The sequence below is a fragment of the Pseudoalteromonas sp. BSi20311 genome (assembly GCF_000239875.1).
Taxonomy (GTDB): domain Bacteria; phylum Pseudomonadota; class Gammaproteobacteria; order Enterobacterales; family Alteromonadaceae; genus Pseudoalteromonas.
The window spans coordinates 1-20,554 of sequence record NZ_BADU01000033.1 but is presented as its reverse complement, the minus strand read 5'-3'; the positions used below and the strand labels follow the sequence as shown (position 1 = coordinate 20,554).

Sequence of the window (20,554 nt, the reverse complement as noted above, 5' to 3'; positions counted from 1 at the left end):
ACGTAAACTGGTATGGTCGTATTGCTAACAGTTTCCGTGCACCAAGTCTTCAGGGTCGTATCTTATTTGGTGATGAAGTAACCGTTGCTGATTCAGAAACTGTTACGTCATACGAGACAGGTATTAAATCTGATGTGTTAGATGGCCAAGGCCGCGTAAATGCAACCGTATTTTATTACACTATGGATGACCAACAGCTAACTGCTGTAGGTGGTGGTGCTAACTTTAACCGCCTATTAAATGCTGATAAAACAACTGGCTACGGTTTCGAAATTGATTCTGAGTGGGTGTTAACGGATGAACTAAATGCAACGTTTAATTTAAGTTACAACAAAACAGAGCTTAAAGACAAAGATTTAGCCGTTGCAGTGTGTGCACAGTGTACTGTTACTGATCCTACCTTCCAAGTACCAGGTGCATTTGGTCCTGAAGATCGTGCTATTTTAGATGGTAACAGCTTACCGCATGCACCAGAGTGGATCTCTAACATCACACTTCGTTACACTAAAGAACTCGCTGAAGGTGATTTCTTTGCTTACGCTGATGTGTCGTACCGCAGTGAAATTGACTTTTTCTTATATGAATCAGTTGAGTTTGAAGGTAAGCCACTAACTGAAGTTGGTCTACGTGCCGGTTATGCATGGGCGCAAGGCGACTACGAATATGAAGTATCAGCATTCGTGCGTAATATGTTTGACGAGCAGCAAGCAATTGGTGGTGTTGATTTTAACAACAATACAGCCATGGTTAACGAAGAGCGTTATATTGGCGCTGAATTTAAAGTTAACTTTTTCTAATCGATAAATTTAACGTTAAATTGTAATTATTGATAAAAGCCTGCCTAGTGCAGGCTTTTTTATTTTTGTAGAGCTGCTAAAGTAGCGCCCATATGTTTATTAAAGAGAAAAAGTAATGGCTGGATTTTGGAATTACCGTGTAATTTATTGTGAAGCAACCAAAGATGAAGCGGCGCAATATCAAATACACGAAGTGGAATATAACTTAAATGGTAAAGTAACTAACTGGTCAGAGACTGGTGCAGCACCATTTGGCACCACATTAGATGCGTTAAAAGATGATGCTGAGCGCTTAAAAACCGCCTTCGAAAAGCCGATACTTAAAGTAATGCGCAAAGCCCGAGGTTATGAGTTAGTTGATGTAGATACCGGCGAAGACGCTTATGCTGAGCCGCCAGCAGGTTTGGCTGAGTAACACAAATTATTAAAAGGTGCCTAGGCACCTTTTTTATTAACGAGCAAAATAATTACACAGGAGTACGACTTCAGTAAAGCAACACAGCAAATGGATAACCTTGAAGAATTTTGGCACTGGCTTCAATCTCAACTATAGTTTAAGCCATATTTAAATTTGCAAGGATGCAGCAATGATAATGATTAAAGCAACGCTGTTTACTTTTTTAACCCTTTTTAGTGCGAGCTTATTGGCGCAATTGCCTCCAGTGCAACTTGCTAATGTTTACGATGAAACTAAGCATGAAGATATTCGCCAATACTTGGTGAGTGAAAAGTATGACGGAGTAAGAGCAATCTGGACGGGAAAGCAGTTTGTAACCCGTCAAGGCAACTCCATAAACCCGCCTGATTGGTTTACAGCCCCTTTGCCAGATATTTGGTTAGATGGTGAGTTATGGACCAAACGAGGTCAATTTTCTGTACTCAGTGGTATTGTCAGAACAAAAATACCCAACGATTTGCAATGGCAAACCGTTACTTATCAGGTGTTTGATATGCCAGATACAAGCACGCCTTTTCACCGTCGTTATCAAAATTACCTGGCACTCATTACTAAGCTAAATAGTCCCCATATTAAAGCGGTTAAGCAATATCAATTTAGCGACAATCAGCAACTCAGTGATTATTTTAATCAGGTTACTAAACAAGGTGGCGAGGGCGTTATGCTTCATTTAGCAGAGGCTAAGCATACAACTGGTCGCTCTAGTGCATTGTTAAAACTCAAGCCATATTTAGATGCCGAAGCGTTAGTAATTGAACATTTACCGGGTAAAGGTAAATACACAGGAATGCTTGGCGCATTGAAAGTACAGACAAAACAGGGGCTGATATTTTCTATTGGCACGGGTTTTAGTGATAAAGAGCGAAAGTATCCGCCAGCTATAGGCTCAACAATTACTTATCGGTACCACGGGTACACTAAAAATGGCTTGCCGCGTTTTGCCAGCTTCTTACGGGAAAGACCCGAAAAATAAAGAGTGTAGGCCAATTCAGTATATATTTTTTAGCAATTATGCTAAATTGCGCGGCCTTTTTAGTGATGTTTGGTGATCTATGTTTGTTGGTTTTGATTATGGTAGTTCTAATTGTGCTATGGGTGTTTTAAACGAAGAGCGTGTTCAGCTCATTCCTTTAGAGCAAGGCAAACATTATCTTCCATCAACTCTATACACCCATCATAGTGCTTTAGTCGTTGATTTTGTAGCGCAGCATTTAAACGGCTCAGAACATGAGCATGGCTATAAAACCGCGCGCCAACCGTTACTTAATACGCTTGCGCGAATTAAATCAGACCTAGACCTACAAACCGGCGACGAAACCCTATTTATTGGCCGTGAGGCGATTAGCGAGTATGTGCAATTTCCTGAAGAAGGTTATTTTGTAAAATCACCTAAGTCTTTTTTTGGCGCTACTGGCTTAAAGCAAGGGCAAATTAATTTTTTTGAAGATATTGCCACAGCAATGATTTTAAAAATAAAACAACGTGCCGAATCATCGTTAGGGTATACGCTAAGCCAAACAGTTATTGGTCGCCCAGTGAATTTTCAAGCGGTTGGTGGTGAGCAGTCAAACCAACAAGCCGTGGGCATTTTAACACGCGCAGCAAACCGAGCCGGCTTTAAAGATGTGGAATTTTTATATGAACCACTTGCCGCTGGGATTGACTATGAAAGTGATTTAACGCAAGACCAAAAAGTGCTGGTAATTGATATAGGCGGTGGTACAAGTGACTGTTCATTTGTACAAATGGGACCCAGCTTTAGAAATAAACAACAGCGAGATGCAGACTTTTTAGCACATAGCGGAAAGCGAGTAGGTGGTAATGATTTAGATATTGCTCTGAGCTATCATGGTTTAATGCCGTTACTTGGTTTAGGAAGTACTTTTAAATCGGGTTTACCTTTACCGAATCAAGCATTTTGGCAGGCATGTAAAATTAACGATGTTAATTTACAAAGCCAGTTTTATAGTGCCCAGCACTATCGTGAATTAAGCGCCCAATTACGCGATGTGAGTGCCCCTGACTTATATAAACGGCTCATTCATTTACAGCAAAATAAGCAAGGCCATCAATTAGTTCAACAAGCTGAAGCGGCAAAAATTGCACTAAGCTCATCTGAAAACTTTAATTGTGATTTAACATTTTTAGATTCATCACTTGATAAAGATATCTCTATTAATGAATTAGCATTAGCCGTTGACGACAGTATTAGCCAAATAGTGACATTAGCAAAACAGGCCATTGCAGATGCAAACACCACCCCAGATGTAATTTATTTAACGGGTGGTAGTGCGCAATCACCACTGATCAAAGCGGCTTTAAAAACCCACTTAGGCGACATTAAAATGGTTAACGGTGATCACTTTGGCAGTGTTACCGCAGGCCTGACTAAATGGGCGAATATGCTTTATAAATAAGCGGCTATAAAGAGATTTGTCGGGTTGCGAGGTACTTTTCGTAATCTGGCAAAGAACGCTCAAATTCGGTGTCCATAAGTGGTGAACTTAGTAACATATCAGCGCTTACTTCATTACAGGCAACAGGAATGTTCCACACCGCGGCTAAACGAAGCAATGCTTTTACATCGGGGTCGTGCGGCTGAGATGCCAGAGGATCCCAAAAAAAGATTAACACATGAATTTCATGTTCCGCTATTTTAGCCCCTAGCTGCTGATCACCCCCCATAGGTCCACTGAGTAATTGCACGACCTTCAAACCAGTGGTTTTTTCTATTAAATGTCCGGTTGTTCCAGTGCCATATAACTTATGTTTACTTAACATTGGGGTGTGTTTTTCACACCACAATTTTAGCGCGGCTTTTTTTCCATCATGTGCAACAAGGGCTATATTTTTCTTAGCTGGAAGAGATTGTATTTTTTGGTCCATGGGTGTTCTTATTATTAATTAGAGTAAGAGGTTAATAGCCAGAGCGATAAACACGATACCTGTAAATCTATCTATCCAAAGCTGGCTATTAGGGTGATGTTTAAAAAACTGGGCTATTTTATCGCCAAAATAAATATACGTGCAGTCAATAGGAAAAGCAAAGATTAGATAAAGCAGGCCAAAAAACGCCAGCTGAAAGGTCGCCGAGGATAAGCTAGGGTCAACAAATTGTGGGATAAAAGCAATAAAAAACAAAGCGACTTTTGGGTTTAGTACTTCAGTCATCATAGCTTGAAACATCACGTTTTTGTTTTTACTGGTGGTAACATGAGGCTTATCGTCTTGCTCGCAAATGGGGGGCTTGAAGGTGCCTTTAAGCATCATAAACCCTAAGTAACATAAATAGGCTGCACCTGCATATTGCACGCTGGCGTAAGCCGTTTCAGAGGCCTTTAATATAGCGCTTAAACCGACAACCGCAAAAAATGTATGCACTACGCCACCTAAGGCAAAGCCAAAAGCACTTTGCATACCTGCTTTTCGCCCATTAGCAAATGTTTGTGCCATTAAAAACGCGTTTGATGGCCCAGGCGCAACGGCCATTAAAAAGCTGGCGAGTAAAAATGAGAGCAAAAAGTCGGGGTTAATCATTAAATAGTACGAAAAAGAAGTGGTAAGTAATTTTATCAAGCAATGAGGAAAATAAAAAGCGGGCATATTGCCCGCTAAGTTGAGGATACTAAGTTGTTATAAAACTAGCCGTTATGCTTTTAAACATAACGAAGTGCTAAATTTATTAAAAACTAACGGTGATATTATTTGAACACACCGTAGTGCTCAGCGCTTCACATACTTGATATGTATAGGTGCCGCCACCTTTAGTATTAATGCTGTCGGTGTATGCATTATTATTTGCAGTGGTAATGACTTTGCTACCATTGCGGTAGATATCAACTTGGCTTGTTGCTGCGCCATTCCAACTTAAATCAACAAATTTAGTGCCTTTTGATTTGTAACCTGAAGCGCTAAGAGAGATATCATCTACGCCTGGCTCTGGATCAACACCACCAGTATCGCCACCCGCACAGCCGTTTGCTGTAAGGTAAGCATCAGCGTCAGCCGCTTTTACAATACCGTAGCCAAAGTAATCATCACGACCAGCAGCCCCTTGATCTTGCGCAGTTGCTTTTAACGCATCGCGAATTTCTGTGCCTGTACAGTTGCTATGGTTAGACCATACTAGCGCAGCAATACCTGAAACCGCAGGAGTTGCCATTGACGTTCCACTCATAAAGCCATAATCAGTTGCGCCAATATTAATTGTCACGTTTGTACTAGCAACTAATGCGTTACGATCTTCAAATGCAGCGCCTACAGCAGGAATTGAAGTATCGTTGGTATCACCTAGTGTTGCGTATAACATGCCAGCTTCATTGTTGATAATAACCGCACCTACACCGCCTGAGTTTTCACAGTTAGCAACTTTGTCATAAAATGAAATAACGCCACGGTCAATCATACATACTTTACCAGCTGCTGCTGGATCAACTGTTTCGCCAGTCCCCATAAAGTAGGCACTCGCCGTGACTTGACCTGCATTTTCCATTGCTGATGAATTATATGCTGTGCCATCAGCCGACATACTCGCTGCTGTTGCCATGCCCGCAGGGTAGGTCGATAGAGTATCAACACCACCAGCAGTTACTTCAACACAAATAGTTTCATCATTAGTCGCGCGTTTCCCACGACCTGATGAACAACTTGGGAATTGTGAAAAATCAGCAATTTGATTATCGGCATCATTAGCGCCAACCATCATTACTGATGGGTAGCCTGCAGGATAAGAACGTACGTTATTACCATCATTACCAGCGGCTGCAACCACAAGTCCGCCAGCATTGGTAAAGTTAGCAAACGCATTTGACTCTGTACTGTTTGAGCCACCGCCCCCTAAGCTCATACTAATAATATTTGCACCCGCTTGAGAACATAAATCAGCCGCTTGAGCCAAGTCAGATGAGTAACCCCAACCCGCTTCGTTAAATACTTTAATAATGTGCATTGCCACACCAGGTGCCATACCCACAACACCGAGGTTATTATCTGCAGCACCAATTGTACCGGCTACGTGCGTCCCGTGTGGACCGCCATTATCAAACCAATTTCCAGTACCGCTGTCGTTATCGCCGGTAATGTTACCCCAAACAAAATCAGGGTTTGAGCTATCTAAGCCTGAATCGATTACACATACTTTCATACCGGCATTGGCATCAAAAGTAACTTGATCAACCTGTGATTGATAAACCGCATATGGCGTGATTTGTTGCTGCATGGCATCACCTACATCATCGTTAAATAATGACATAGGTATGCGCTTATGATCTTCTTCAATGAGTTTAATATGCGGGTTATTAAGCAGACCTTTTAAACTGCTTAAATCCTGTCCAGTAAATCTGGCAGCAATGAATCCATTGCCGTCTACTTTAATGTCACCACCTAGTTTTTTAGTCAGCGCTTTAACCACGCCTTTTTTGTTATTATCGACTTGGATGATGAAGCGATCATTGGCAGCATGGGCTGTACCGGCTGCACAAATACCAGAAAGAACTAATGCTAAGGCGAGTTTATTTTTTTTCATATTATATTATCCTAGAATTAATTTATTGGTTAACTAGTTATTAACTTTAGCAGACAGTAAAATAATATAAAGCATAAAACAAGCTATTTTATCTACAAAAATGAAATTATTTAACTTAATAAATATTATTTTTAAACAAAAAATATACATTTGTATTTGAATTAGGGGCGGCTAATCAGGTAAAACCTGAATTAGCCTAAATGAAAGCAGAGGATGGAAATGTTTTAATCTTTATGCGAATTTAGCATAGCGAAACAGTAAATAAGAAAAGGGAATTAATAATAAAAAGTGTGTGCCTATAAGCTCGGGTGTTGATAAGTTTAAGTATTGAGTAATAAACACCAATAAACTTGCACCACTCATTTGCATCGCTCCCAAAAGGGCTGAGGCGGTGCCAGCTTGTTTAGGGAACAAACTTAAAGCTCGTCCAGCGGCAGAGCCAAGTGTTAAAGCAAAACCAAAGGCAGCAATAAACATAGGGATCATTAATGCTAATGGGGTTTTGTATTGGCTTAACAACAGCATAAGTAAGCCTGCACTCACTAACAGCAAAAGGCCTACTTTTAAAGCCATTTTTGGTTGGCGTTTAATATAAATAGGCATAATAAAACTAGCAAGAATACTAAGCACTGCATTGAGCGAGAACCAAAAGGTAAAGTCGGCTACGCTGCCACCTAATTCAGTAATGAGCCAACCTGGAGCTAGTGTTACAAACACCAATATAGCCGACATAGTCACCATACATAACAAGCTATTAAATAAAAATAACGGAGTTGAAATAATTGGGATAAAGCGCCTTAGATCTAATATATGCCCCTGATAATGACTGTCTGCTGGGCGTGTTTCTTTGAACAAGAATAAGGTGACAAAAAACCCCAATAATGCAAAGCCAGTTAAAAATAGAAAGTTCATTTGCCAACCAAACTGTACGGTTAACCACGCACCTAAAATAGGCGCTAAAGCAGGAATAAAGCACACTATTCCGTTTAGGTAGGTAATTATTTGGCCACTACGTTCACTACCAAACTTATCTCTTACTATTGCAAAAGCAACAACAAAGGTGGCGCACGCGCCTAACCCTTGAATTGCACGGGCAAACATCAGTATTAAAAAGCTAGGAGCATAATATGCACCTAATGCCGCCAGTCCATATAAAGTTACGCCGGTCAAGGCTACCGGCTTACGTCCGAAGCGATCAGCGAGAGGGCCTGCAATTAATTGTCCCAAACCAACAGTAAGCATAAAAATAGCCACTGTTTGCTGTACTTGTTTTTCGCTCACTGAAAATTGTTCTGCAATAGTGGGAAAGGCAGGTAAATAAATATCAATGCCCATAGGACAAAAAATGACGAGTAACGCTAAGATCAGTAATAAAATTAAGTTTGGTTTAGCGGGCTGTGTTTGCATCAGGTCTCCTTTTGTCGGTATTTTAAGTGGCGACTGATGAAAAAGAAAGGGCTTATGACCGATGCATCAGCCAAGTTACTTACTTTTAACTTTATTATGATTATTTTTGTTGAAGTATCACACTTCTTTAAACTGATCCGATGTGTTAATTTGCTTTTTAAGCAAAGACAATGGAAAAACAATAATGAGTAATGAGTCTGCACTAATAAAAACATGGCATAAATTTAAAAAGCTGCCGTTTGGTAACTGGCTGTTTAGTAAAGCCGTATGTTTTAAAGCGCCTTACTTTGGCTCTATGAAACCGACTATTTTAGATTTAAAAGCAGGGCACTGTAGTGCTGTGGTTAAAAATACTCGTCGTGTGCACAATCACATTGGCACTATTCATGCGATTGCACAGTGTAACTTAGCTGAGCTGTGCGCGGGGGTGATGGTTGATGCAACAGTACCTTATAAAACCCACCGTTGGATCCCTAAGGGAATGACAGTACAGTACCTGGCTAAGGTAGACACTGATGTTACAGCTATCGCTGAAATTGACTTGCCTCATCAATGGATTGATAAAGAAGATTTAGTCGTACCGGTAAAGCTTTACAATACGCGTAACGAACTGGTTTTTACCGCAGACATAACCATGTATATAACACAGAAAAAGTAAGTGTATAAGCCGCTAACGGGATTTTAAAGAGGTGATTAATGGTTTAGCCAACAGGCAGGCTAAACCATTATAAACTAATGTAGCTAGCTTTTAGCTGCAGGCTGCTTATTAACAAACGAAAGCCCGCTGTCTTCATTATCAACAATGGCTTTTACATCGTGAGCTGGTTTTGGCTTATCTTTAGCATGCTCAATCACTTCTTTTTCAAAGCGCTGCTTTAAACTGCCTTCAATAATAGCACCTGCTTCTATGCTCAGGGTATCATGAAATATATCGCCAAGTACATGAGCATTATTTTCGATCTTTACTTCACTTGCATTTAAAGAGCCGATGATTTTACCCTTAACAACGACACTGCTTGCCTCAACAACGCCTTCAACAACACCTGAGGTGCCAATCACTAAATGTTCGGCCTTAATGTCACCATCAATACGTCCGTCGAGTTGTACTTCACCTTGGCTTACCAAAGAGCCCGTAATACGCACATCATTAGAAATGATTGAGGGAGTGTGACTCACTCGCTTAATGGATGAGTCTGTTTTTGCTTGTTTATTTTTACCAAACACGAGAAAGCGCCTTTGTTATTTTTAGTGGATTGACATGCTTGTCGTCTATTAATACTTCATAGTGTAAATGAGTACTTGTACTTCTTCCGGTACTGCCCATTAAACCAATGACATCGTGCTTTGTGATAGCTTGACCTTTTTTAACATTAATTTTGTTTAAATGACCAAACCGTGTAACGACACCATTTTTGTGCTCTAACTCTATAAAGTTACCATAACCGCCATTACGACCCGCTCGACGAACCGTGCCATCGGCAGGAGCAAAAATTTCTGTTTTATGCCACCCAGCTAAATCAATGCCTTTATGAAAAGCGCGCCTTTTATTCATTGGGTCTTTTCTAAGTCCAAAATTACTAGAAATATAATACTTAGCAGCAGGTAAAGGCAGGGTATTTGGCAGCGCTGTTAAAAAGCTCTCAAGCTGGTTTAACAACAGTAGCTTATCTGCAATGGCGAGAAAGGAACTAGGAATTTTACTTTCATCGAGTATATCTAACGGGCCACCTTGCGCCGTTGTTTGTGTGCTTAAAGCAAGATGTTGCGCCAGTGCATTTTCAAGACCCGTGCCTTGTAGTATTTCTATAATCGCATCGTGACGTTGATTAATTTGCGCGGCTAATAAGGTGAAATTAGTGTCGTATTGTTGATTTAGCAAAGTATAGCGCTGTTCAAAACTGACAACACCGTTTTGTGCGTGTTTGTTTTGTGGCTTTTCTTCTTCGAGCGGCTCATGAAATTCGCTTTCGTTCTCATTAATAGGAGAAGATTCAAGCTCACCCTCTAATTTTATTACATCTTTGCTGATAGAAGCTGGGAGTGATTCAATCATACCTTGAAGTAAAGCTTGTTTTTGTTCAAGTTCAGCTAACTGCTCTTGCTGCAATGCGTAGCGTTGTTGCTGTTGCTTTACTTTTTGTTGCCATTGTACTTGCCTATCAAGCTGAGTTTGCTCGATATGAGAAATTTGGTGTGTTTGCATATAAACACGGATACTCGAAACACTGATCCATGCAATAGCAATGAAAATAATAGCAAGCACAGAAACCTGTAACCAAGGCGCCAAAACAACATGCTTTACTTCACCATTTTGGCGAATGAGCAGCTGACGAGCTGGGAAATGTTTATTAAAAAAAGACTTTATAAATACAGGCATGTCACATAAATACTGGCTATTAACGGATTCAAGATAGCAATTTGAACTAAAAAAGCCAGAAAAAAATTGTAACTTCGGCTTAATTAATAAAAAAGGGCTGCTTATTCAGCAACCCTTTTTTACTAGTTTATTGATTTTATATATTATTTTGCTGGTAGTACGGTGCTCTCTACAAAGCCAAAGCCAATACGTGCAAAGCCTTCTTTTTCACACCAGCCACGCATTATAACGTTGTCGCCATCTTCCAAGAAGCTACGCTGCTCGCCGTTACTTAAAGTAATCTTTTCTTTACCACCACGAGAAAGCTCAAGTAATGAACCCGCTTCTTCGTGAGTAGGCCCTGATTGCGTGCCAGAGCCCAGCATGTCGCCTGGCATTAAGTTACACCCGTTTACGGTATGGTGAGTTACCATTTGCGCTACAGTCCAGTATGAGTGCTTAAAGCTAGACTTAGACACTTGAGTTGGGTTGTAGCCTTCATCACGCATTTTTTGTGTTTGAATTTTAACATCCATTTGAATATCAAATGCACCTTGATCACGGTTAGCCGTTGATTCTAAGTACTCGAGTGGCTGCGGATCATTTTCATCACGCGTCCAGCTTGTTCTGTATGGTGCAAGTGCTTCGGTGGTAACAATCCATGGAGACACGGTTGATGCGAAATTTTTCGCTAAGAATGGACCAAGCGGTTGGTATTCCCATGCTTGTAAATCACGTGCTGACCAATCGTTGAAAACACAAAAGCCGAATACATGCTTTTCAGCATTTTCAATTGCGATTGCATCGCCTAGATCATTACCTTTACCTAGGTAAATACCTAGTTCCAGCTCATAATCAAGGCGCTTACATGGACCAAATGAAGGAACTTCTGCATCTGGCGCTTTAGTTTGTCCTTTAGGGCGATGAAACTGCTGACCAGACACGCCAATAGACGATGAGCGACCATGATAACCAATCGGCACCCATTTGTAGTTTGGTAGTAATGGGTTATCGGGACGGAATAAACTTCCTACGGCAGTCGCATGATAAATTGATGTGTAAAAGTCAGTGTAATCGCCAATGCGACAAGGTAGAGCAAATTCAATTTCGCTTTGAGGTATAAGCGCTTGTGCTAGTTGCTCTTGATGAGCAGAGCCTTCACGTAATGCTTTAGACAGTGCTAAACGAAGCGCTGACCAATATTGCTCACCTAATCCCATAAACTCGTTCAAAGTCGGGTTACTTGCAGATGCAACGGCTGTTTGGGCGTTACCTGAAAAAATACCGAGTTCATTTACTTTTGCTAAATCAATAACCTGATCGCCAATGGCAACAGCACCACGAAAAGCTTCATTGCTATTTTTGCGACGTACTTCTGCAAAAGGTAGGTTTTGAATAGGGAAGTCACATTGTGCATCATTTGCTGATGCTACCCAGCTAGTTAAATTTATATCATGGGTTTCGTTAATTAAACTCATTACATTTCCTTTGGTTTAGTTGGTCGCGCTTATCAGTATAAATATCAATTTATTAAATAAGAATATAGCACCCGTTAATTTCATCTATTACCTAGCTATATGGTGATGAAAAGCGCGATTTAAACACACAGAGAGATAGTTTTACCTCTCAATTACGATTAAACGACAAAAAGCAGCGAAATACGCTGCTTTTTAAAGTTACTTTATTTGCTTATAAAACGCCGCGGCGTTCTTGATCTCGCTCGATTGATTCGAATAGCGCTTGGAAGTTACCTTCACCAAAGCCGCCATCATCAACTCGTTGAATCATTTCAATGAAGATAGGACCAAATAAGTTTTTAGAGAAAATTTGCAGTAAGTAGCAATCTTCGCTTTGGCTATCAACAAGGATTTGATGTTCACGGATTTTCTCTTTGTCTTCTTTAACCCATGGAACACGGTCAAAAATAGTATCGTAGTACTCTGGAATAATATCTAAAGTAGCGATAGTCGATTTATCAAGCTTATCTAATGAGCTTACTAAGTCGTCAGTTAAGAACGCCAAATGTTGCACACCTGGGCCATTGTATTCACCTAGGTATTCATCAATTTGGTTATTATCGTTACCTTTACCTTCATTGATTGGAATAGAGAAGGTGCCACATGGTGATTTTAATGCATATGAAAGCAGGGCTGTTTTTTGGCCTTTAATATCAAAGTAACGTACTTCGGTAAAACCAAACACGTCTTTGTAAAAGTTAGCCCATGTTTCCATAGTACCTTTATATACGTTGTTGGTTAAGTGATCGATACGTAAGAAGCCTTTACTCTCTACTTTGTTTGGCTCACTCAGATCTTCGAAATCATTATCGTAAATAGAGCCTTTATCACCAAATTGTTCAATAAAGTAAATTAAGCTATCGCCAATGCCGTAAATAGCAGGGTATGGTAAGTCTTTATTAGCTGCATCAGTGGCAGGCTTAGCGCCACGCTTAACCGCTGCTTCAAACGCTGCTTGAGCGTTCTCTACACGCCAGCCCATAGAACAAATTGCTGGGCCGTGGTTTTTAGCAAACTCAGCTGAAAAGCCGTCGCGTTCATTATTTAGTAAAAAATGAATATCGTTTTGGTTGTAATAAACAATGTCTTTACCTTTGAATTTTTTTAATTTTGAAAAACCAAAATCGGTAAACACTTTGTCCATGTAATCGGCATCGGGTGTTGCGTATTCAGTAAACTCAATACCAACCAAACCTAAAGGATTATTTACTTCACTCATTATAATTACTCCCGCAATTAAGCACTGCGATTATTAGTTATCGTATTGCCTGCATGATTAACCAGATTACTGCTTTGGGGAAGAGGGTGTTGTTATTTAGTAAATAGCGCGTGTGTAAATTTTACGGGACGGTTAGCAAAGTATGATATTTATTTACATACGTGCCGAGGTAAGTAAAAATTAGCTAGCTCGGATAATGTACGTATTTTTTATTTATGTTATTGAATTTATTGTTTTTAAATTTAATTGCCCATCTGTTTTTTTAGTTTTTTCATACTAAAAAAAGAGTGGTTTTTGTATTTTATTGTTTACACTCAACCTGAGCGTAGCTGCTCACAACATTAACAAAGCAATAGATACTGAGGGTTTGATTCATTAACTCCACTTACTGTGTAGTATTACGCTGTAACAACCAATTTAGTTAACTTGAACTCTGGCTAAGAGATGTATTATCCAGAGTTCAAGTTAGTTAGCCATAAAAATACCCCCTGCAGTTAGCTGCAGGGGGTATTTAATATCATTAGTCAAAGCGCATAATTACGCGTTGTGATTAATTTAAATTATTGTGCTGGTGCGGTTTGTTCTAAACCTTGTTTTTCCCATACCTTAGCTTTGAAGCTCATCAGCACTAAGATGATACCTACACCGATACTAAATAATGCAATTTGTAAGTAAAGGTTAGGAATTTCTGCAACATTGTTAGGATCAAAGTTACCAGCAAGTAAGCCTGAAATTACGTTACCAATTGAGTATGTCAGTACAAATACACCCATCATTTGACCCGTATAGCGACGAGGAGATAATTTACTTACCGCACTCAATGCAACTGGGCTTAAACAAAGCTCACCCACTGTATGTAAGAAATACGTTGTAACCAGCCAGTAAGGAGCTACTTTTAAGCCTTCAGCTGCATAATGTGCTGCCATAAACATAACTAAAAAGCCTGAAGCCATAATAACTAAGCCCAACGCACATTTTACGCTATAAGTAGGCGAAACCATTTTCTTAGATAAATTAATCCAAAGAGCGGCAAAAAATGGTGATAGGGCAATAATAAATAGCGAGTTTAAAGATTGGAACCAAGTCGTTGGAATTTCAAATGTGCCAATAAGACGATCTGTGTAGTCACGAGCAAATAGGTTTAATGAAGAACCCGCTTGTTCAAAGCCAGACCAAAAACACGCAGAAGCGACACAGACTAAAAATAGCGCCCACATTCTTTGCTTTTCAGCGTCGGTTAGTTTGCCTTTGAAATAAACAAGGCCAAAGTAAATGAAAAAGATAACAGTAAATACAACTGCTGTGTAACCTGCAACAATAGTCGGGTTAATAACTATAGCGCCTGTCATCGCAGCAGCAGTCACGCTGGCAACAACAATTACAAACGCAGCAATACCGCCCCATGCGCGTGAAGCACCTTTAGGGCTTAATGGATTCGCAGGTAACGAGCTATGTTCTGGTAAGTTATTAAGTGTACGTTTGTATTGTATTAAACCAATAGCCATACCTACAGCAGCTGCACCAAATGCCCAGTGCCAACCTACGTTTTCCATAAAGTAACCACAAACGTAGTAACCAATTAAAGAACCTAAGTTAATACCCATGTAGTAAATAGCGTAACCACCGTCACGGCGTTCATCTTCGTCAGTATAAAGCTGACCAACCATGGCACTGATATTAGGTTTAAGTAAACCAGTACCCGTTGCGACAAAGATTAAACCAATGAAAAAAGAATATTCATGCGGAACGGCTAAAATAATGTGGCCACACATGATGATGATACCGCCGTACCATACTGCTTTTTGACCACCAAATAATCTATCTGCTAACCAGCCACCAGGTAAACCTAAAAAGTATACTGAACCTGTGTATAAGCCATAAATTGCAGCAGCAGAAGCAACGGTAAATCCTAAGCCTTCTTGTTGTAAACTTGCTGTCATAAATAATACGAGCATAGCTCGCATACCGTAGTAACTCATTCGTTCCCACATTTCTGTGAAAAACAGGGTTGAAAGTCCTTTAGGGTGACCAAACCAGCCACTGTCAGAATTTGAACTCATATTTACTTCCTAATTCATTATTGTTTTGATGACCTTGTGGTTTTTTATTTAGCTAAATTGTTACTTCTAAAAAGTATAATAAATGCTCGATCATCAGTGTTTTTATGCAGCTAAGGTAATGGTTTGCTAAACGCAGCTATACGTTTAGGTAAGAGTCACACCCTTATCCTAGTTACAATTGCGCTTAAGTATACATAGACCTTTGTGCGAGGGGAAGCGTTGAGCGCGCTATCATACATCGGTTATGTAATTGTTAAATACCAGTATGTGAACCTCTATTTGCTGCAGTAAACACCTAAACTTATCAAAAAAGATAGTTAACATCATAGGTAATATTGTCTTTGCAAAGTTACCTTTTATATTGTTTAAACACGCCTTAAAAAACAAATAAAAGCTTTGTTTTACGGGTAGTTACAGCTACCAAATTTTTCAATAATAGTTAACCTTTACTACTTTAATTTAATAATCACCGCTTAGATTAAACATGGCTTAGCATTAACCTAAGTACAGAAGTGATAAGCCTCTGCAGAACATAATTTATACAAACTCGCTTTACAGTGGTTACTTGCAATCAACTCAACTTTTAGTGAACAACAAGGGTTAGAAACGTTAATTGCTTAAAAAAAGCGCTTTAGCTATTTAAAAAATATTTTTCCGTCCAAATTTCTTTACAATAAACTATGCTCGTAAACAGAGTTAGCGTATTATTCACGCCAACTAGTTTTTCCTTACCTGAGGGTGTATGCGTTTAGATATTCACTGTGCAGACCGAGTTGGTATTGCTCAAGAGATTCTTAATATTTTAGTTAGCTACAATGTTGACTTAAAAGGGATTGAAGTCGACTCAGTAAATTGTCGTATGTATGTGAGTTTTCCTGAGATTGAATTTGAACAATTTCAAAAAATTATGCCGTCTATTCGCTTAATCGATGGTGTACATGATGTACGCACGACCGCGTTTTTACCGTCTGAACGTGAGCACAATGAATTAAACACCTTATTAAGAGCACTTCCCGATGGCGTTATATCTATTGATGCTAAAGGCTGGGTGCGTCTGTGTAACGACGCGGCGTGTAAAGATTTACAGCTAACAGAAAAAGAAGTTATTGGCGCCAATATCAATAATTTACTTAAAGGTTTTAATTTTACCCGTTGGTTAGAGGGCAAAGAAGTACTGGGGCAAACTACCCGTGTAGAAGTGGCAGGTGAAGACTTTATTGCCGATATTTTACCTATTGCTGTACCACAAGGCAGTGAGGGGGATGTGTTAGCGGGTGCGGTAATTAATATAAAATCGCAAAGCCGTCTAGGCCAACAAGTGAGTGCATTTAGACGCTATGGCCAAGAAAGCTTTGCGACTATTCATAATTTTAGCACGGCGATGCGTCGTGTGGTGCGCGAAGCGAGAAAAATGGCGCAACTTGAAGCCCCCATTCTTATTACGGGTGAAACGGGTACGGGTAAAGAGTTACTAGCGCGAGCTTGTCACTATGCATCTAACCGCTCAGTAAAACCGTTTATTGCTTTATCGTGTGCCTCGTTACCAGATGATGTTGCCGAGTCAGAACTTTTTGGTTACGCCGGATATGAAGAAAACGCAGCGCCTAAACGCGGTGTACTTGAACAAGCGGATGGTGGAACAGTATTTTTAGATGAAGTGGGTGAAATGTCGACTCAGCTCCAAACTAAATTACTGCGCTTTTTACAAGACGGTACGTTTCGAAAAGTAGGCGACGAAAACGAAGTTAAAGTAAATGTTCGCATAGTTGCTGCTACCCAAAAAGATTTACCTGCAATGGTGCAAGAAGGCGTATTTAGAGAAGACTTATACTATCGCATTAATGTACTAACGTTAGAAATTGCACCATTGAGAGATCGTAAAGCCGATGTTGGCCCACTTGCTGAGCACTTTATTCAAAAATATGCGCAGCAAAATGGCCATACTGTGCCTGAGTTATCTGAAGAGTGTTTAACGTTTTTACAAGATTACCCATGGCCAGGTAATGTGCGCCAATTAGAAAATGCTATTTACCGTGCGGTATCCTTGTTAGAAGACAGTGAACTGCGCGTTGAGCATTTACAACTGCCGACGTTTACCCATGATTTAGGCTATTTAGAGTCTGATTTTGAGGGCTCGCTTGATCAAGCGGTTAAGCGTTTTGAAGCTACCTTATTGCGTAAGCTTTATCCAGCTTATCCAAGTTCACGTCAGTTAGCTAAGCGCCTAGGGCTGAGTCATACAGCAGTAGCTAATAAACTACGTGATTACGGTATTAACCGTAAAACGGTTAAAGTTTAAAGATAGATATTAAAACAACCTTTCTTAGTGATTGGCCCCTTGGTGTAAAAATACCCTAGGGGATCAATTGCTATGATACACTCACAAAAAACAAACTGGTAAGACCTCTACTGTGAACTTATATTTTAGACTGCTGCTATTATTTTTCAAAATTAAACGTAATCGTGATTATCAATCATTGTTAGACACGGTTGATATAGACTACAAAGCACTGCCAAGTGACTGTGATATTAATTTACACTTAACTAATTCACGCTATTTAGCAATGATGGACTTATCGCGCACATGGATGACTGAGCGAGTCGGCTTACTAAAGCAAATAATGAAGCGTCGTTGGTTTCCTATTGTTAATGCAACCGCCATTACTTATATCCGTGATATTAAGCCTATGCAGCGCTTTACCATTAGTACCCGTTTAGTCGGTTGGGATCATAAATACTTTTATATTGAACAAAAATTTCATTCAGAGCGTGGCTTACATGCAATTGCCTATGTACGTGGCGTATTTAAAAGTAAAAAAGGGGTGGTAAGCGTTGAGCATATGCTGGAGGTTGCTGGTTTTGAAGGCGTAGCACCTATTTTACCGGCAGAAATAATTCATTGGAAAGAAATGCTTGAGCAAAAAAAAGTAAATAACTTACCTCGTTAATTACACGCAAAAAAAAGGCCTTACGGCCTTTTTAACACACACATAATCGTTATTAAAACGAATATTTAAGACCAAACATAGCTACAACAGGGTCAAGTGACACGGTTGAAGTTAATGCTTTTGCACCATTAGCATAAACAGTCGCATCGGTATCGATATCCATGATAGATACCATAGCGTGTAGGCCCCATTTCTCATCAATCTTGTAGTTAGCACCTACTTGAGCAACAAAACCAAATGAGTCATCTAGTTTTACTTCCACATCGTTAGTGCCTAAGGTTGCTTTAAGTGCTGCAGAAGGTTGCTCGTCAAAGAACGTCGTATAGTTAATACCTACACCAACAAATGGACGAAGTGCGTAGCTGCTATCTAAAAAGTGGTATTGTGCAACCAATGATGGTGGTAAATGTTTAATGTCGGCAATCTTATTACCAGCTAAACCACCCGTACCTTCTACATCATGAGAAAACGGCGTTGCTGCAATAAGCTCTAACACCCATTGGTCGTTAAATGCGTAATCTACAGTAATACCTAACTGAGTATTTGAATCACCTTTTAAACCAAGAGTAGGTGCTTCGTTAATCTTTGAGCCATCGTTATCTGGGTTAACATTAATTGCGCCAACATTAACGCTAAAGTTAGCGTGTGCTGCAGGAGAAAGAGCCAGTAAAGAAGTAAGTATTGCAATGCTTAGTTTAGTTTTCATGTTGTTCTCCGTGAACTACTGTGTGACTATTTGTTGATGGCGCTATTATTGCTCGAGGTTAAAAATAAAAACCTGTTCTAGATCAAAGTTTAAAAAGCCTGTGAGTAAAGAGCTTCTATTTATTGATTTAGATTAAACTTTTAGTCAGTTCGTGCTTAAAAATTATTGACTGATCATATAAATACCAGCCGTAAACGAAGTATTCAGAATATAATCAGCTAGGTTTGTTAAACTAACGCTATGTTCACGATTTAATACAAGTAAGCGGCCTCATGACTCCCTCTGGTCAACTATTTCTTCAAGGCTCTATTGCCAAAGCGCTATTAAAATTAGGCATTCCGATTATCCTCATTAATATTTTGCAGTCTGCTTATCAGCTTACAGATGCTTTTTGGGTTGGCCGATTAGGGGCTGCGCAAGTGGCTGCTGTATCTATAAGTACGCCCGTCACATTTTTGGTTATTGCGATAGGTTCAGGCTTTGCTATGGCGGGGGCGATTTTATCGGCACAATACATGGGGGCAGGCCAACAAGATAAGGTCAACCATGTTGCAGCGCAAACGGTGTTAATGGTGACATTAGTTGCATTATTACTTGGTTTATTAGGTTATGCATTATCACCTTATTTTTTAACCTTACTGGGGGTTGAAGAAGCCGTATATAGTGATGCGTTAAAGTTTATGCATGTATCTTTTATTAGCGTTATTTTTGTATTTATTTATGCCATGTTTCAATCGCTAATGCGGGGTATTGGGCAAACTAAGGTGCCGTTAATTATAGTCAGCACAACCGTGTTACTTAATTTTATACTCGATCCGTTATTTATATTTGGTTATGGTCGTTTTGAGGGGCTTGGTGTGATGGGCGCTGCGCTAGCAACATTGGTTACACAGAGCTTAGCGGCGCTTGCGGGCATCATTATATTTTTACGTGGTCGCCATGGTATTCAATTACAGCTAAAAAGCTTTTACCCCGACTGGCACTATATTAAGCGCGCTTTTTTCTTGGGAGCGCCTGGCTCTATTGAATTATCGACACGTGCATTTGGTTTGATCATCATGTCATTTCTAGTTGCCAGCTTTGGTACAACGACAATTGCTGCTTATGGTGTTGGCTCTAATATTTTGCAAATGGTAATGATCCCCGCTATGGGCTTATCAATGGCGGTATCAACCTTGGTTGGGCAAAATATGGGGGCTGGTAATATCAAGCGGGCTGAGCAGATCACTAAACTTGCTAGTGTGTGGGGCTTGTTAGGGCTCTCATGTGTTGGCGCCATTGCATATTTATATGCAGATTCATTAGCTGCATTTTTTATTCCTGACGATAATGACGTTATTACTAATGGGGCGCAATTTGTGCAAGTAATGTGCTTAAGTTGGGGTGGAATTGGGGTGCAGCTTTGTATTGTTGCTGCTTTTCGTGCCTCTGGAAACATGCTCAACGCCATGGTTATCGCATTATTATCACAATGTGTAGTGCAGTTCCCCGCCGCTTATATTCTTTCTAATCATACTGAACTTGGCGATCAAGGCATTTGGTATTCTTTTGCAATTACTAACA

Annotated in this window: 18 protein-coding genes; 8 read left to right on the top strand and 10 right to left on the bottom strand. The window is 39.9% G+C overall.

The window, feature by feature from the left end:
- From P20311_RS03150 to yegD, 4 genes are all read left to right on the top strand, one after another.
- Nucleotides 1-797, top strand: a 797-nt coding sequence (locus P20311_RS03150; RefSeq protein ID WP_036984726.1) for a TonB-dependent receptor domain-containing protein, incomplete at its 5' end; no start/stop codon positions are given.
- Between the two features lie 115 nt (nt 798-912).
- Nucleotides 913-1,212, top strand: a complete 300-nt coding sequence (locus P20311_RS03145) for a hypothetical protein (protein ID WP_008109576.1) — start codon at nt 913-915, stop codon at nt 1,210-1,212.
- Between the two features lie 172 nt (nt 1,213-1,384).
- Entirely contained in the window at nt 1,385-2,227 is an 843-nt protein-coding gene (locus tag P20311_RS03140; RefSeq protein ID WP_008109574.1) for a DNA ligase, read from the top strand.
- A gap of 79 nt (nt 2,228-2,306) precedes the next feature.
- Nucleotides 2,307-3,671 (top strand): molecular chaperone, encoded by a 1,365-nt coding sequence (gene yegD, locus P20311_RS03135; protein WP_008109572.1) that lies wholly within the window; start codon nt 2,307-2,309, stop codon nt 3,669-3,671.
- 4 nt (nt 3,672-3,675) lie between these two features.
- On the opposite strand, the gene P20311_RS03130 is transcribed toward yegD, so the two are convergent.
- The 4 genes from P20311_RS03130 to P20311_RS03115 all read right to left on the bottom strand — a co-directional run bounded on the left by P20311_RS03130 (nt 3,676) and on the right by P20311_RS03115 (nt 8,185).
- Nucleotides 3,676-4,140, bottom strand: coding sequence for a methylglyoxal synthase (locus P20311_RS03130; RefSeq protein WP_008109571.1), 465 nt, complete (start codon nt 4,138-4,140; stop codon nt 3,676-3,678).
- A gap of 18 nt (nt 4,141-4,158) precedes the next feature.
- The gene (locus P20311_RS03125; protein WP_008109568.1) at nt 4,159-4,791 is read right to left on the bottom strand and encodes a LysE family translocator; all 633 of its coding nucleotides are present in this window, start codon (nt 4,789-4,791) and stop codon (nt 4,159-4,161) included.
- A 145-nt stretch (nt 4,792-4,936) separates the two neighbouring features.
- On the bottom strand, nt 4,937-6,778 hold the full coding sequence (locus tag P20311_RS03120; RefSeq protein WP_008109567.1) for a S8 family serine peptidase: 1,842 nt from the start codon (nt 6,776-6,778) through the stop codon (nt 4,937-4,939).
- Nucleotides 6,779-7,009: 231 nt separating this feature from the next.
- On the bottom strand, nt 7,010-8,185 hold the full coding sequence (locus P20311_RS03115; RefSeq protein WP_008109560.1) for a multidrug effflux MFS transporter: 1,176 nt from the start codon (nt 8,183-8,185) through the stop codon (nt 7,010-7,012).
- A 184-nt stretch (nt 8,186-8,369) separates the two neighbouring features.
- On the opposite strand from P20311_RS03115, the gene P20311_RS03105 reads away from it, so the two are divergent.
- Nucleotides 8,370-8,843 (top strand): hotdog fold domain-containing protein, encoded by a 474-nt coding sequence (locus P20311_RS03105; protein WP_008109556.1) that lies wholly within the window; start codon nt 8,370-8,372, stop codon nt 8,841-8,843.
- A gap of 83 nt (nt 8,844-8,926) precedes the next feature.
- Here P20311_RS03105 and P20311_RS03100 read toward each other — a convergent pair whose 3' ends face one another.
- The 5 genes from P20311_RS03100 to P20311_RS03080 form a co-directional block, all read right to left on the bottom strand.
- On the bottom strand, nt 8,927-9,409 hold the full coding sequence (locus tag P20311_RS03100) for a polymer-forming cytoskeletal protein (RefSeq protein WP_008109555.1): 483 nt from the start codon (nt 9,407-9,409) through the stop codon (nt 8,927-8,929).
- The gene (locus P20311_RS03095) at nt 9,399-10,562 is read right to left on the bottom strand and encodes a M23 family metallopeptidase (RefSeq protein WP_008109553.1); all 1,164 of its coding nucleotides are present in this window, start codon (nt 10,560-10,562) and stop codon (nt 9,399-9,401) included. Before P20311_RS03095 ends, P20311_RS03100 begins: the two co-directional genes overlap by 11 nt.
- A 143-nt stretch (nt 10,563-10,705) precedes the next feature.
- On the bottom strand, nt 10,706-12,019 hold the full coding sequence (gene fahA / locus P20311_RS03090) for a fumarylacetoacetase (RefSeq protein ID WP_008109552.1): 1,314 nt from the start codon (nt 12,017-12,019) through the stop codon (nt 10,706-10,708).
- Nucleotides 12,020-12,230: 211 nt separating this feature from the next.
- Nucleotides 12,231-13,277 carry a 4-hydroxyphenylpyruvate dioxygenase gene (gene hppD, locus P20311_RS03085; protein ID WP_008109551.1) on the bottom strand — a complete coding sequence of 349 codons (1,047 nt, stop codon included), beginning with the start codon at nt 13,275-13,277 and terminating at the stop codon, nt 12,231-12,233.
- A gap of 560 nt (nt 13,278-13,837) precedes the next feature.
- Nucleotides 13,838-15,337, bottom strand: a complete 1,500-nt coding sequence (locus P20311_RS03080; RefSeq protein WP_008109550.1) for a peptide MFS transporter — start codon at nt 15,335-15,337, stop codon at nt 13,838-13,840.
- Between the two features lie 742 nt (nt 15,338-16,079).
- Between P20311_RS03080 and tyrR the strand changes: the two genes are divergently transcribed.
- On the top strand, nt 16,080-17,636 hold the full coding sequence (tyrR, locus tag P20311_RS03075) for a transcriptional regulator TyrR (protein WP_008109548.1): 1,557 nt from the start codon (nt 16,080-16,082) through the stop codon (nt 17,634-17,636).
- Nucleotides 17,637-17,748: 112 nt separating this feature from the next.
- A complete protein-coding gene (locus tag P20311_RS03070; protein WP_008109547.1) occupies nt 17,749-18,285 on the top strand; it encodes a thioesterase family protein in 537 nt (178 codons plus the stop codon).
- 52 nt (nt 18,286-18,337) lie between these two features.
- Here P20311_RS03070 and P20311_RS03065 read toward each other — a convergent pair whose 3' ends face one another.
- Nucleotides 18,338-18,991 (bottom strand): OmpW family protein, encoded by a 654-nt coding sequence (locus P20311_RS03065; protein WP_008109545.1) that lies wholly within the window; start codon nt 18,989-18,991, stop codon nt 18,338-18,340.
- 272 nt (nt 18,992-19,263) lie between these two features.
- Here P20311_RS03065 and P20311_RS03060 point away from each other — a divergent pair.
- A partial coding sequence (locus tag P20311_RS03060) for an MATE family efflux transporter (RefSeq protein WP_036984721.1) occupies nt 19,264-20,554 on the top strand: 1,291 nt, incomplete at its 3' end.

Excerpts from the sequence above, each read along its gene's own strand:
- P20311_RS03145 (WP_008109576.1), top strand. The coding sequence starts at position 913 with ATGGCTGGATTTTGGAATTACCGTGTAATTTATTGTGAAGCAACCAAA.
- P20311_RS03120 (WP_008109567.1), bottom strand. The coding sequence starts at position 6,778 with ATGAAAAAAAATAAACTCGCCTTAGCATTAGTTCTTTCTGGTATTTGT.
- P20311_RS03130 (WP_008109571.1), bottom strand. The coding sequence starts at position 4,140 with ATGGACCAAAAAATACAATCTCTTCCAGCTAAGAAAAATATAGCCCTT.
- hppD (WP_008109551.1), bottom strand. The coding sequence starts at position 13,277 with ATGAGTGAAGTAAATAATCCTTTAGGTTTGGTTGGTATTGAGTTTACT.
- P20311_RS03080 (WP_008109550.1), bottom strand. The coding sequence starts at position 15,337 with ATGAGTTCAAATTCTGACAGTGGCTGGTTTGGTCACCCTAAAGGACTT.
- P20311_RS03105 (WP_008109556.1), top strand. The coding sequence starts at position 8,370 with ATGAGTAATGAGTCTGCACTAATAAAAACATGGCATAAATTTAAAAAG.
- P20311_RS03140 (WP_008109574.1), top strand. The coding sequence starts at position 1,385 with ATGATAATGATTAAAGCAACGCTGTTTACTTTTTTAACCCTTTTTAGT.
- yegD (WP_008109572.1), top strand. The coding sequence starts at position 2,307 with ATGTTTGTTGGTTTTGATTATGGTAGTTCTAATTGTGCTATGGGTGTT.
- tyrR (WP_008109548.1), top strand. The coding sequence starts at position 16,080 with ATGCGTTTAGATATTCACTGTGCAGACCGAGTTGGTATTGCTCAAGAG.
- P20311_RS03095 (WP_008109553.1), bottom strand. The coding sequence starts at position 10,562 with ATGCCTGTATTTATAAAGTCTTTTTTTAATAAACATTTCCCAGCTCGT.
- P20311_RS03125 (WP_008109568.1), bottom strand. The coding sequence starts at position 4,791 with ATGATTAACCCCGACTTTTTGCTCTCATTTTTACTCGCCAGCTTTTTA.
- P20311_RS03115 (WP_008109560.1), bottom strand. The coding sequence starts at position 8,185 with ATGCAAACACAGCCCGCTAAACCAAACTTAATTTTATTACTGATCTTA.
- P20311_RS03065 (WP_008109545.1), bottom strand. The coding sequence starts at position 18,991 with ATGAAAACTAAACTAAGCATTGCAATACTTACTTCTTTACTGGCTCTT.
- fahA (WP_008109552.1), bottom strand. The coding sequence starts at position 12,019 with ATGAGTTTAATTAACGAAACCCATGATATAAATTTAACTAGCTGGGTA.